9 protein-coding genes are annotated in these 13,821 nt (G+C 41.6%); 8 read left to right on the top strand and 1 reads right to left on the bottom strand.

Annotation, left to right across the window (positions count from 1 at the left end; all coding sequences use genetic code 11):
• Window positions 1-305: 305 nt before the first annotated feature.
• The gene (locus ACTXGH_RS04935) at window positions 306-830 is read left to right on the top strand and encodes a type IV secretion protein Rhs (RefSeq protein ID WP_439296106.1); all 525 of its coding nucleotides are present in this window, start codon (window positions 306-308) and stop codon (window positions 828-830) included.
• Window positions 831-954: 124 nt separating this feature from the next.
• Entirely contained in the window at window positions 955-1,905 is a 951-nt protein-coding gene (locus ACTXGH_RS04930) for a hypothetical protein (protein ID WP_439296105.1), read from the top strand.
• A 94-nt stretch (window positions 1,906-1,999) separates the two neighbouring features.
• Here ACTXGH_RS04930 and gltA read toward each other — a convergent pair whose 3' ends face one another.
• Complete coding sequence (gene gltA, locus ACTXGH_RS04925; protein WP_439262449.1) at window positions 2,000-3,295, bottom strand: citrate synthase; 1,296 nt, start codon at window positions 3,293-3,295, stop codon at window positions 2,000-2,002.
• 1,157 nt (window positions 3,296-4,452) lie between these two features.
• Here gltA and sdhC point away from each other — a divergent pair.
• The 6 genes from sdhC (at window position 4,453) to odhB (ending at window position 13,629) form a co-directional block, all read left to right on the top strand.
• Window positions 4,453-4,839: a succinate dehydrogenase, cytochrome b556 subunit gene (gene sdhC / locus ACTXGH_RS04920; RefSeq protein ID WP_075103328.1), complete on the top strand. Its 387-nt coding sequence runs from the start codon at window positions 4,453-4,455 to the stop codon at window positions 4,837-4,839.
• 20 nt (window positions 4,840-4,859) lie between these two features.
• Entirely contained in the window at window positions 4,860-5,246 is a 387-nt protein-coding gene (gene sdhD, locus ACTXGH_RS04915; RefSeq protein ID WP_439262617.1) for a succinate dehydrogenase, hydrophobic membrane anchor protein, read from the top strand.
• A 381-nt stretch (window positions 5,247-5,627) separates the two neighbouring features.
• On the top strand, window positions 5,628-7,478 hold the full coding sequence (gene sdhA / locus ACTXGH_RS04910) for a succinate dehydrogenase flavoprotein subunit (RefSeq protein ID WP_439262447.1): 1,851 nt from the start codon (window positions 5,628-5,630) through the stop codon (window positions 7,476-7,478).
• Between the two features lie 179 nt (window positions 7,479-7,657).
• Window positions 7,658-8,368: a succinate dehydrogenase iron-sulfur subunit gene (locus ACTXGH_RS04905; protein WP_439262445.1), complete on the top strand. Its 711-nt coding sequence runs from the start codon at window positions 7,658-7,660 to the stop codon at window positions 8,366-8,368.
• 937 nt (window positions 8,369-9,305) lie between these two features.
• Entirely contained in the window at window positions 9,306-12,191 is a 2,886-nt protein-coding gene (locus tag ACTXGH_RS04900; RefSeq protein ID WP_439296104.1) for a 2-oxoglutarate dehydrogenase E1 component, read from the top strand.
• Between the two features lie 184 nt (window positions 12,192-12,375).
• Window positions 12,376-13,629 (top strand): 2-oxoglutarate dehydrogenase complex dihydrolipoyllysine-residue succinyltransferase, encoded by a 1,254-nt coding sequence (gene odhB, locus ACTXGH_RS04895; RefSeq protein WP_439296103.1) that lies wholly within the window; start codon window positions 12,376-12,378, stop codon window positions 13,627-13,629.
• Window positions 13,630-13,821: the final 192 nt, after the last annotated feature.

Raw genomic sequence — 13,821 nt, 5'->3', positions numbered from 1 at the left:
TCTATATTTTTATAAGTAACTGCCTATAAATTCGCTACAGTGACAAGCATTTGCTATCTCATATTTACTGTTTGTGTAATACTCGTTTTACATCATATAAGTAGCAGCCAAGTTATAATACTGTCATTATTTAAAGTCAGTTAAATAACAGTTTGCAACGGGTTTTAATAGTTCTTGTGTCATAAAAGCATATAGATTATGTTGTGTACGCTTTTATTTTAGAGTCATAGGCTCTATGTATGACTTATACATGCATCTATTGGTTAATTGGCCAAAGATGCTAGATTTTAATCATGGAGATAATCATGACCTACTCCATAAAACAGTTATTGAGTCGCAGGCGACGTTTATCAAGTCGGTTTGCCAAGCGATCTCGCAAACTTAGCAGCGGAGAGGTCAAGCTTGCGCGTTCAGTCTTTGGTGACAGTATCGACCTTGATTCAGTCCAATTAAAGACAGCATGGTGGGTACTCAAAAATTATGCAGTCAGTCCCAACGGAAATATATACTTTCACCCTGAGGACTGGGTAGCAGATTTTAGTAATACAAGCATCAGCAAACAAAGCTGGCTTATTCATGAGCTGACTCACGTCTGGCAGCTACAACAAGGTTTAAAAGTAGTACGCGGCGCTATTATAAACCGTCGTTATAAGTACGACTTAAAGCTTGGCAAACCCTTCTTCAAATATGGTATCGAACAACAAGCACGTATGGTACAGGACTATTTTGTCCGTCGTCAGCTGGGCAAAGACTGTCAAGATTTACAAGCTTGTATTCCTTTTTTGACAATAGATCCAGTTATTAAAGACGATAAATCGTTCACAGTTTAATCTACCACTCAGATCTTATAATGGTTATTATAAAATATGATGGTCTTGGCAATGAGTATTAGCAACATAGAAATAAACAATAAGTTGTATCTGCTATATTTGTTTTTAACAAAGGAGCTGTACCTTGATATTTAAGTCTTGGAATTCAAAGCCTAAAGCGGTTGATAAAGTTGGTCAAAAAACTACCAAATATAAGAATGCTAGGGTAGATTCGTTGCAACCAACCAGTATAGCAGCAGCAATGCTGGCAGGCGCGCTATTACTGACTGGCTGTCAACAGCAGTCAGAACCCACCATAACGGATGACGACAGTCAAACAAACGCTCAAACCGATACTGAAAATACCAAGCCTGCGCCATTAAGCGATTCTGCTAAAGCACGTATAGAGCAGTTTCAGCCATTGTATGTTACCCAAATGCAAGGGTTGCAGCGACGCTTGCAAGCAGAGTTTGAGGCGCTAAAAGCTGCTGATGCATCCGACAGTATCAGCCCATCATTACTCGATGGCGCGTCTGAACCAGTAGAAAATACAACGGCTCAAAACGACACTAACGCTAGTGCCAACACTACTGCTAGTACTGCCTCTGACACAGCAATTGATGAATCTAATAACGATGTTGAAAATGAAATAAACGTTAGTACGGAAGTAGGAGAGCGTGATTTAGAGGTACTAAAGCGTATCAGTCTTGAGCCGCGTAAGCCTGAAGTACTGACAGAAGAACAAATCATCGAACGTTATCAGCAAGCCATGCAAGCATTGTATCAGCCAGCAGCTACTGCACTTAGTGCGCAAAACTCAGATACCTTACTTAATATCGTCACTTTAGTGCCGCAGTTGTTTGAGCATGCAGAAATCGCTGAACGCGTCAATGTAAAGAGCCCTGCACTGGCGCGCTTGATTATCCAGCATCAAGTATGGCAGCAAATAGAAGCTCAGCAAGCTCAAGATATGCAACAAATGAAACTAACGCAGCAGCAAGAGTTTGAAAGTTTGATGACAAAGTTTAATGAGACCATTGAAGACTACGATAAGCAAATCGCCAAATACGAACAAACTTTGCAAGAGTTTCAGTAATTGTCCTTATCATTTATATGACCATAGAAAATCCCGCACGATGGCGGGATTTTTTATGGCTGTAACCGCTACTATTTATAGCAGCGCTTAGAGATTACTTACGATCTTCAACTTTGACAAAATCGCGCTTAGTCTCGCCAGTATATAACTGACGTGGGCGACCGATTTTGAACGGTGCACTATGCATCTCTAACCAATGGCTGATCCAACCAGAAGTACGAGCCAATGAGAAAATCACGGTAAACATTGACGTTGGAATACCAATGGCTTTTAAAATAATGCCAGAGTAGAAGTCAACGTTTGGATACAAGTTACGCTCGATGAAGAACGGATCTTCTAGAGCAATTCTTTCAAGTTCCATCGCCAATTCAAGCTTAGGATCATTGATACCTAGAGCTTCTAATACTTCATCAGAGGCTTTTTTAAGTACTTGAGCGCGTGGGTCGAAGTTTTTATAGACACGGTGACCAAAGCCCATTAGCTTCACTTCACGGCTTTTTACTTTTTCCATAAATGCAGGTACGTTTTCAACGGTACCGATCTCATCTAGCATCTCAAGGACAGCTTCGTTGGCGCCGCCATGTGATGGGCCCCATAACGCTGCGATACCAGCAGCGATACAAGCGTAGGGGTTAGCACCAGTAGAACCTGCTAAGCGTACTGTAGACGTTGAAGCGTTTTGCTCGTGATCAGCATGTAAGGTAAAGATCTTGTCCATTGCTTCGGCAATAACAGGGTTTACTTTATAGTCAACGTCACCAGGGGTGGCAAACATCATGTATAAAAAGTTTTCAGCATAGCTAAAGTCATTGCGTGGATACATGAATGGTTCGCCCTGCGAGTACTTATAACTCATCGCAGCAAGCGCTGGCATTTTGGCAATCAGACGAATAGCAGTAATTTCACGATGTTCTTCGTTACTGACATCCAAGCTTTCATGATAAAACGCTGATAGCGCACCCACGACCCCAACCATGATTGCCATTGGGTGAGCATCACGGCGAAAGCCTTCAAAGAATTTACGCAGCTGGTCATGAACACCTGAATGCTTGCGAATTTTCCCAAAAAAGTCTGCTTTTTGTTCTTTATTAGGTAGGTCGCCATGAATAAGAGCATAAGCAACTTCTAGATACTCAGCGTTGTTCGCCAATTCATCAATAGGGTAGCCACGATGTAGTAACTCACCTTTGCCGCCGTCAATAAAAGTGATTTTTGATTCAACAGGAGCTGTGACTTTAAACCCTGGATCATAAGACCAGTAACCGGCTTCTTGTAAAGCAGCAACATCGACAACTGGGCGACCTAAAGTACCGTGAATAATAGGAAGTTGGTATTCCTTACCATCTACTACTAGTGTGGCTTCATTATTTGACTTAATGTTATCAGCCATAATTTCCTCTCCATTGGTTTTAGCTTGTTAGAGTAAAAATACAAACGACACATAATTTTGTGACGTTACATGAACAAATATGAATTTAACTGATTTAAGATTGAGGCTATGTTACCAGTAATTTGACATAATTAGAAAAGAGTTTTAGCAGCTATATCCCTAATTCACGTGGTTTCAGGGTAGTTATATAAGGTAATTTTTGTATCAAAATATGTCTGTTAGCATATTTAGCGCATATTTAAGGTTTTTATAAAAGTATCAAGGGGTCTGTTAATTTGATAAAAATTGACTCTTTTTATTTGTTTTACCGTTTTAGGTTTTTTATTAATACGATGAAGAACATCTAGTGCATGACCAGTAGTCAAATCTGAGCTTGCTTGTGGTAGGTTCTAAAATAGTAAGGTTGCGACAATTTTATTACCATTGATAGGTTTTATGTCAACATAACCACTATATTCACTATTTAAGGGATAAATTTGTAATTGTCGGCTAGCCATTTTATAATGGCGTGATTTGACTGATGCTGATTATATATTAATGAATGTTAAGTAAGATACATGCGTTTGTTAAATCGTGAATCGAAAGGTGCTTTTTTTGATTGAATACGTAAATTTATAGTTATAACAATAGTTTATAGTGTCAATATTGGCGTTGTTTGTTCTATTTTTATATTGATTCTAAGACCGTTTGTGTCTTAGCAGGCAGTCAAATGACAATGTCTGTTTTTATTAAGGAATCAATTAAAAATAGACCAGTTAACTGAACCTCTTAAAAGACAGTCAACTATAAAATATGAATAAAAATACGTAGGGTTAAAGAATCTAGTATCTTAAATTTAGACAGACAGAATAGTTGATTCAAGCAAAACAATCGACTTAATTAAAACATAGCCATGTGTTCAACTTGCAAATTGTGATCGTCATATAAGTATCGTGTATGAGTGCTATGACTACTGACGATGAGCAAGCATTGTATTAATAATATAGACAGTTAATCGTGAATGTTTTATCTGTTGAATGCATATGAATGCCTAGCGTAAACTAGCACAGTCAGCTAGCTCTTCCTTACTTTATTCGTCTCATGTGTTGCTAAATGTTTGGTAGGATAGATTCCTGCTTAGCGTTGATAGTAGATACAGGAGTATAACCGCAAAAAGGATGCCCGCTGTGAAAAGCAACCGACCTATTGATCTGCCTTTGAGCCAAGTGATGGCCGTTAATCGCTCACCGATTGCGATAGCTTCAATTCTACATCGTATATCTGGCATTGTTCTATTCTTATTAATCCCTGTCATGCTTTGGTTGTTACAGACCTCTCTTGCGTCACCTGAAAGCTTTGCAACCGTATTTGATAATGTTTTTGTTCGCTTTTTAGCATGGATATTCGTTGCATCGATTGCATATCATTTTGTAATGGGTATCAAGCATTTATTTGCTGATAACGGTAACAACGAAGAGCTGAAATCAGCACGTATGGTGTCTGTTGTCAGTTTAGTGATTGCAGCGATTCTAATTGTCGCGTCATTTGTATGGGTGATGTTCTAATGATAAAAAATGATTCAGGAATCAAAAGCGCCACTGGTCTGACAGGCTCAGGCACACGTGATTGGGTAGTCCAGCGTATTAGTGCCGTTGTCCTAGCAGTCTATAGCGTCGTGTTACTTGGCTTCTTTTTGATGCATGGTGATGTGACTTTTATCGAATGGTCTGACTTTATGACCAGTTTGCCTATGCGTCTATTCAGTTTGGTTGCGGTACTTGCACTTGCTGGCCACGCTTGGGTCGGTATGTGGACCATATTCACTGACTATATTACCTCTGGTAAGATGGGTGAAAGCGCGCCAAAACTACGTATGGTATTACAAACCTTAATGATTATCGCCATTTTAGTTTATCTATTCTGGGGAGTTATGATCTTTTGGGGTAGTGGCTTCGGTGTTGTGGCTGTTTAATTATTATAGACACCTCATTTTTAGACGCTACGATGACAGACTGTATAGTTAACTTTAATTGCTTTTAACGCCTTTAAAAGCAGTCAGTCAGTGGCCATATTAGATTCATCATATTGTATTGGGCGGATTTACAGTGTCAATTAGGCGTATCCATAACTATAGAGTACGCGACATCATGTAGTGAGCACCGTTACAAAGCTTATTGAGCGACAGACATCCTAAGCTGAGTATGATGAAGAATATGCAAATTTTAGTAAGTGGCTAAAGGTGGTCTACAAATATTACTAGATTGATGAGCATGGTCAAAAGACGCTTAAAAATCTGACGTGATATTTGATTGGACTTCCTTATATTTACTTCACAAGCATTAGGAAAACCGTAATGGCAACAAGACAAGATAATACCATTAGTAACATCAAAACCTTAAATTACGATGCAGTCATCGTCGGTGGTGGCGGTTCAGGTATGCGTGCTTCACTACATTTGGCTGAAGCGGGTATGAAGGTTGCAGTTTTGACCAAAGTATTCCCAACCCGTTCGCACACAGTTGCAGCGCAGGGCGGTATTGGGGCAAGCTTAGGTAACATGAGTAACGACAACTGGCACTTTCACTTTTATGATACTGTAAAAGGCTCAGATTGGTTGGGTGATCAAGACGCTATCGAGTATATGTGCCGTGAAGCGCCAAAAGTCGTCTATGAGCTTGAGCACATGGGTATGCCATTTGACCGTAACGAAGATGGCACGATTTACCAGCGTCCATTTGGTGGTCATACGTCGAACTATGGTGAAAAAGCGGTTCAACGTGCTTGCGCTGCTGCTGACCGTACTGGTCACGCACTATTACACACTTTGTATCAGAAAAACTTACAGCAAGGTACTGAGTTCTTTATCGAGTGGATTGCACTTGATTTGATCAAAGACGAAGCTGGCAACATCAATGGTGTGGTAGCACTTGAGCAAGAAACAGGCGCGGTAGCTGTGTTCCAGTCACCGATTACGGTGTTAGCGACAGGCGGTGCTGGTCGTATTTTTGCCGCTTCTACCAACGCTTATATTAACACTGGTGACGGTATTGGTATGGCGGTTCGCGCTGGCATTCCATTACAAGATATGGAGTTTTGGCAGTTCCATCCAACGGGTGTTCACGGAGCAGGGGTGCTGTTGACTGAAGGTTGCCGCGGTGAAGGGGCAATCTTACGTAATAAAGACGGTGAAGCCTTTATGGAGCGTTATGCCCCAACCGTTAAAGACTTAGCACCCCGTGATCTGGTATCGCGCTCTATGGACCAAGAGATCAAAGAAGGTCGTGGTTGTGGTCCCAATGCAGATCATATCGTTATGGATATGACGCATTTAGGGGTAGATACCATCATGAAGCGCCTACCATCGGTATTTGAGATTGGTAAAAACTTTGCGAACGTTGATATCACTAAAGAGCCTATTCCAGTTATCCCTACCATTCATTATATGATGGGCGGTATTCCTACTACGATTCATGGTCAAGTGGTTGTACCAGATTTAGAAGCGGGTAAGGATGAAGACGGTCTTTATGCCAAAGGCGATGTCGTCAAAGGTCTATATGCTATTGGTGAGTGTGCGTGTGTTAGTGTCCATGGTGCCAACCGTTTAGGTACCAACTCATTGCTTGATTTATTAGTATTTGGACGTGCAGCAGGTAAGCATATCGTTGATGAATATCATCATGCTGATCATAACTACAAGCCGCTCGACCCGCATGTACTAGACTTTACGGTACGTCGTTTGGATAAATTGCAGCAATCTACAGAAGGCTACAATGCGCAAGACGTGGCAGATGAGATTCGTGCAACTATGCAAAAGCATGCAAGTGTATTCCGTACGCAAGCATTGATGGATGAAGGCGTAGAGAAAATCCTAGCATTGGGCGAGAAGATTGATCAGATTCATTTGGCTGATAAATCACAAGTATTTAATACAGCTCGTATCGAAGCATTTGAAGTCGCTAATCTGTATGAAGTTGCAAAAGCCACGATGATATCAGCAGCGAGTCGACATGAGAGCCGCGGTGCACACAGTGTCTCTGACTACGATCGTCCAGAAGACGATGATTACGCACCAAACGGTCGTAATGATCACGACTGGATGAAGCATACTCTATGGTATTCTGAAGGCAACCGTATTATCTACAAGCCAGTTCGTAAAGTTCCACTAACTGTCGATTATGTTGAGCCAAAAGTTCGCGTTTATTAATTTTATACGACATGCATCTTGTATACGTATAGGATTACCGTTTTATCCCTTATTAATTTATTAAAAAGGTGACCGCTAGCTACAAGCTTATACCAGTGCTATGATATAAATTGAACAATAGCGCTGGTATGATGCACATTTTGTATGCCCGCCATCACCTACGTGTGGAGTTTAGCATTATGAGCCGAGGTACTCGCACCATCGAAATCTATCGCTACGATCCTGATGTGGACGCAGCGCCGCGCATGCAGACTTATACGATTGAGCTACAAGACTCAGATCGTATGTTGCTTGATGTGTTATTGCGTCTCAAAAAGGAAGATGAAACCATCACCTTTCGCCGCTCATGTCGCGAAGGCATCTGTGGTTCTGATGGCGTAAACATTAATGGTAAAAATGGTTTGGCCTGTTTGATTAACATGAACACATTGCCTGAAAAAGTTACTGTTCGTCCATTGCCGGGCTTACCTGTTGTCCGTGACTTAGTCGTTGATATGAACCAGTTCTATGAGCAATACGAAAAAGTACATCCGTACTTGATCAATGAGCAGCCAGCGCCGCCAACCGAGCGTTTGCAGTCACCTGAGCAGCGTGAAAAGATGAATGGTCTGTACGAATGCATCTTATGTGCTTGCTGTTCTACCAGCTGTCCGTCATTTTGGTGGAACCCTGATAAGTTCTTAGGACCAGCAGCACTACTTAATGCCAACCGCTTTGTGGTTGATAGCCGTGATACTGATACCCAAGCTCGCCTAGCACGCTTGGATGATCCGTTCAGCCTATTCCGTTGCCGCGGTATTATGAACTGTGTATCGGTCTGTCCAAAAGGTCTAAACCCTACTAAAGCGATCGGCAACCTACGTAATTTATTATTAGATCAAGCTGGTTAACCAAATATCTAGGTATTCTTATACATACAAAGACACCGTCTGTTAATCAGGCGGTTTTTTTATTGCACAAGATGCTCTATTGCTAGATTAGCAAGAAGAGAGTCATTTATCTTAACTAATGTAAGTCTATGCGTACAGTACGTTGGTAGCATGTAAGAGATTATAGATTGACTATTATTTACCTGTACAATTTATACATGATAAAAAGCTTGTTGATTTGATAGGTCATCATACAATTTTGTCGATTGTAAAAGTTAAAGATTCGTTTAGCGCGAAGAAATCGTTTCTTTATGAGTTTTTTAGGAAAGTAACGTCTGTCATAATCAAGACTGTCTTATAAATAAAGTTGGTGTTTCGCAACTTATGATAAATATTGCTTCATAAAAATGTTATCATAGCGCTACTAAACAACGTTAAAAAATAGACTCTTTACACTAACTCTCTACGAACTTTTAGCCATGCCATCATTAATAATATACGCCTGATGTCCGTAAAGTGATGACTAATATTCGAAAAGTAATAGTTAATATTTAATATGTAAATACTTAGTATTGAACAAACAAACTATGTCAGGTAATTTATGCATGTTACCTTATACAGCAGTGTATGCTCGTTATAGATGACACTTTAAATGGTTTTTAAACATTTTTTGCAAAGCAATTGTTTATCTAAGTGACTAACATCAGTGAAGCTTGGACTTGATATTATCGTGGCTCATACTCATTTATAATATCAAGCGATCATAAGTAGCGCTTAGCGTAATCAGTCAATGACCATTATTCACAAACTATTACTCAAGAACAGTAACTATCGATAAGTAATAACTAGTAAATAGTATTTCATGATGTATACCAACTTTTTTAAAAGCTTAGCGTATAATAGAACACACAATAATAAGCACGATTCCATTCATTTATCTATCAAATAGACGATTATTATGAATAGTATAACGAAAGAAGCAGCCGGCGTAGAACATACTGAACTTGCCGCTGACAATGCCCTTTATATCGAATCCCTTTATGAGCAGTTTTTAAGCGACCCAGACAGTGTCGATACGGATTGGCAAGATTATTTTAAGCAGTACCAATCTCCTAACGATGCCAAGCATAATGCCATTAAAGATCAATTCTTATTGCTTGCCCGTAATCAGACAGCCAATAAAGTTGGCCCCGCCTCTGACAATACAACTACAAGCACCCCAGAAGACTGTGCAGACCCTAAACAGATGGCTGTCCAGCAATTGATTTCGGCGTATCGTCGTCGTGGTCATCGCCGTGCACAGCTTGATCCTTTAGAGCTGCATCCGCGCGCTGAAGTCGAAGATTTGACCCTCGCTTACCATGGCTTATCAGAAGCCGATCTCGATACTGTATATCCTACTAGCGATCTTAATATCGGTAAAAAAGAAGCGCCATTGCGTGAAATTATCGAAATTATGGAGCGCGTCTATTGCCGTCATATCGGTGTAGAGTACATGCACGTGACCACCAGTACCGAAAAACGTTGGATGGAAAAGTATCTCGAGACCAATCTAGGTTATATCAAGTTTGACGAGGAAAAACGCTTATCTATTTTGGAGCGTTTGACGGCTGCTGAAGGATTAGAGAAGTACTTAGCGCGTAAATATACGGGCGTAAAACGTTTTGGTTTAGAAGGCGGCGAAAGCTTTATTCCTGCGGTTAGCGAAATCATTCAACGTGCTGGTAGTTACGGTACCAAAGAGATGGTTATCGGTATGGCTCACCGTGGACGTCTTAACTTATTGGTTAACGTCTTGGGTAAAAATCCTGCTGATCTATTTGACGAGTTTGATGGGAAAGTACAGCCAGAAAAAGGCTCAGGCGATGTCAAATACCACAATGGTTATTCATCTAATGTAATGACACCAGGCGGTGAAGCGCATTTAGCACTGGCCTTTAACCCATCGCACCTTGAGATTGTTGCTCCAGTACTACAAGGTTCAGTACGCGCACGTCAAGTACGCCGTAATGATCAAGCTCGTCATAATGATAAAGATGGCAACTCAGTATTGCCAATTGTTGTGCATGGTGATGCAGCGTTTGCTGGTCAAGGCGTGGTGCAAGAGACTTTTCAGATGTCACAGACGCGTGCTTATACCACGGGTGGTACGGTACATATTGTCATAAACAACCAAGTTGGCTTTACGACCAGTCGTCAAGAAGATTTGCGTTCGACAGAATACTGTACCGATGTCGCCAAAATGGTTCATGCTCCTATTTTACATGTAAACGGTGATGATCCTGAATCGGTTGTTTTTGCCGCGCAGCTTGCACTTGATTACCGTCATGAGTTTGATAAAGATATTATTATCGATCTGTTTTGTTATCGCCGTAACGGTCACAACGAAGCCGATGAGCCTTCTGCAACTCAGCCATTGATGTATGCCGTTATCAAAAAGTTACCAACGACTCGTGCACTCTATGCACAGCAATTAGTAGAAGCTGGTGTGATCGATGAAGAAAAAGCCAAAAACTACGAGGACTTATACCGTGAGTCGCTAGATCGTGGTGATTATGTGGTGAATTCTTTAGTCAACGATCCTGATGAAGCGCTTTTTGTTAACTGGAAACCGTATTTAGGTCATGACTTGGTTGACGATTGGGATACCAGTGTCGATATCGAAAAGTTAAAAGAGTATGGTCACCGCATGGCGAAAATGCCAGAAGGTTATAAGCTACAGCGTCAAGTGCAAAAGCTTGTTGATCAGCGTTTAGCGATGCAAACTGGTGAAGAGCCTCTTAACTGGGGCGCAGCAGAAACGCTTGCTTATGCTTCTCTTGTCGACAATGATGATGTATTAGTACGTATCACTGGTGAAGATGTTGGCCGCGGTACTTTCTCACATCGCCATAGCGAAATTTATAACGTCAACGATGGCAGTATGTATGTGCCACTTGCGCATATAAGCGAGACCCAAGCGCGTTTTGCCACCTACAACTCATTGCTATCAGAAGAAGCGGTACTAGCCTTTGAGTATGGCTATGCAACGACAGTTCCTAACGCGTTGATTGTATGGGAAGCGCAGTTTGGCGATTTCGTTAACGGTGCGCAGGTGGTTATCGACCAGTTTATCTCTAGTGGTGAGACCAAATGGCAGCGTGTTTGCGGTCTAACGATGCTCTTACCACATGGTTATGAAGGTCAAGGCCCTGAACATTCTTCAGCACGTCTTGAGCGCTTTTTACAGTTATGTGCTGAAGACAATATGCAGGTCATTACTCCGACTACGCCAGCGCAAATCTATCATGCACTACGTCGTCAAGCAGTACGTCCAATTCGTAAACCCTTGATCGTGATGTCACCCAAAAGCTTATTACGTCATAAGCTTGCAACTTCACAATTAGAAGAGCTTGCTAACGGCAAATTTGAAACAGTACTACCAGAGATTGATCAGCAAAACGCCGATCAGATCACACGTTTGGTACTGTGCGGTGGTAAAGTTTATTATGACCTACTTGAGCAGCGCCGCGCATTGGGTCTGGAGCATGTGGCCATCGTTCGTATTGAGCAGTTATATCCACTTCCAGAAAAACGCTTGATTGCTGAGATAGAAAAATACAGCAATCTAGAAGAGATCGTTTGGTCACAAGAAGAACCATTGAACCAAGGTGCTTGGTATTATTTAGCGCCGCATATGTTCCGTATTGTGGTACCGCATCCGACTAAAGCGAAAGTGATGGATCCAGTAGCACGTCCTCCTAGTGCAGCGCCAGCGACTGGTTCACCAAAGTTGCATGCTCAGCAGCAGCAAACACTGGTTGCCGAGAGTCTAGGTGTTAGTGTGGATAAATTGGCTGAATAAGTGTCACCAATATAAGATTAATCAATGAGACGATAGCAGTTAGCTCCTATTACATGGTTATATGATCAAGAAGTAAATGAGGTATGAGGGTATGTTTTTATTAATGACATATCCTTAAATAGGAAATAGCTGTCTATCACGACGTAATAATAAATAGTAATATCTAAATCTAAGGAGTATATCGATGGCTGAAATCAATGCCCCCGTTTTTCCAGAATCGATTGCCGACGGCACGATTGTTGAATGGCATGTCACTGAAGGTCAACAGGTTAATCGTGATGACCTATTAGCAGAGATCGAAACTGATAAAGTAGTATTAGAAGTCGTTGCACCTGATGACGGTGTAGTGACCAAAATCGTCAAGCAAGTCGATGATACTGTTGAATCAGCTGACTTAATCGCAGAGTTCGAAGCTGGCGCAAGTGGCAGTTCTGATGCTGGCTCTAATGAAGCGCCAGCCGTAGATCCAGATCAACCTGCTGCACCAGTACAACAAAAAGAAACTGGTTATGGCGATACCCCAAGTCGTCCAGATGCGCCGCATGATGAAGCCGATCATAAAGATCAAAGTCCAGCGGTACGTAAAGCTGCCAAAGAAAGTGGCGTAAATCCTAAAGAAGTCGAAGGCAGTGGTCGCGGCGGCCGAGTAACCAAGACTGACATGGCAAGCCCAAAGCTAAAAGCTGATAGCTCTATCAAGTCTGACAGTGGTCGTCCTGTCGCTGAGTCAACGGGCGAGCGTACTGAAAAACGCGTACCAATGACCCGTTTACGTAAGCGTGTTGCTGAGCGTCTATTGTCAGCATCACAAGATACAGCGATGCTAACGACGTTTAACGAAGTCAACATGAAGCCGTTGATGGACTTACGTACTAAGTATAAAGAGAAGTTTGAAAAACGTCATGGTGTACGTCTAGGCTTTATGTCATTGTTCGTACGCGCCGCTACCGAAGCGCTAAAACGTTTCCCAGCAGTAAACGCCTCATTAGATGGCGATGATATCGTTTATCATGGTTTTTATGATATCGGTGTTGCCGTCTCATCAGATCGCGGCCTAGTTGTGCCAGTATTGCGTGATACCGATCGCATGAGCATGGCAGATGTCGAAAGCAAAATCCGTGAGCTTGGCGGTAAAGCACAAGAAGGCAAATTAGGTCTAGATGAGATGACTGGTGGTACGTTCACTATCTCAAACGGCGGTGTCTTTGGCTCACTGATGTCAACGCCTATCTTGAATCCGCCGCAAACGGCTATTTTAGGTATGCATGCTATCAATGATCGCCCAATGGCTGTTGATGGCAAAGTTGAAATCCTACCGATGATGTATCTGGCGCTGTCTTACGACCACCGTATGATTGATGGTAAAGAGGCGGTACAGTTCTTAGTGACTATCAAAGAGCTCGTTGAAGATCCATCATTATTACTATTAGATCTATAAGTGTTTAAGCTTGTATTGGTAATCACCGATACAAGCTTTTTTAGCTTTGTGACAAAAGCTCTCCCAGTTATTCTGCAATTCTCACGGTTACACATCAGCGTTATACGGCATAAGATACTGAAGTAGTGTATTGACTATACGGTTATCTGCTGGCTGATTACGTTTGTTATTAATAAATTGCTTAATAGCTTA

Source organism: Psychrobacter sp. 1Y10 (assembly GCF_052259005.1).
Taxonomy (GTDB): Bacteria; Pseudomonadota; Gammaproteobacteria; order Pseudomonadales; family Moraxellaceae; genus Psychrobacter; species Psychrobacter saeujeotis.
The sequence above is the reverse complement of the archived record's forward strand: the minus strand, read 5'-3'. Positions and strand labels throughout refer to the sequence as shown.

What these genes read in the sequence shown, in the direction of transcription:
- ACTXGH_RS04935 (WP_439296106.1), top strand. Translation starts at nt 306, where the DNA reads ATGACCTACTCCATAAAACAGTTATTGAGTCGCAGGCGACGTTTATCA.
- ACTXGH_RS04900 (WP_439296104.1), top strand. Translation starts at nt 9,306, where the DNA reads ATGAATAGTATAACGAAAGAAGCAGCCGGCGTAGAACATACTGAACTT.
- ACTXGH_RS04905 (WP_439262445.1), top strand. Translation starts at nt 7,658, where the DNA reads ATGAGCCGAGGTACTCGCACCATCGAAATCTATCGCTACGATCCTGAT.
- sdhC (WP_075103328.1), top strand. Translation starts at nt 4,453, where the DNA reads ATGCCCGCTGTGAAAAGCAACCGACCTATTGATCTGCCTTTGAGCCAA.
- gltA (WP_439262449.1), bottom strand. Translation starts at nt 3,295, where the DNA reads ATGGCTGATAACATTAAGTCAAATAATGAAGCCACACTAGTAGTAGAT.
- sdhA (WP_439262447.1), top strand. Translation starts at nt 5,628, where the DNA reads ATGGCAACAAGACAAGATAATACCATTAGTAACATCAAAACCTTAAAT.
- odhB (WP_439296103.1), top strand. Translation starts at nt 12,376, where the DNA reads ATGGCTGAAATCAATGCCCCCGTTTTTCCAGAATCGATTGCCGACGGC.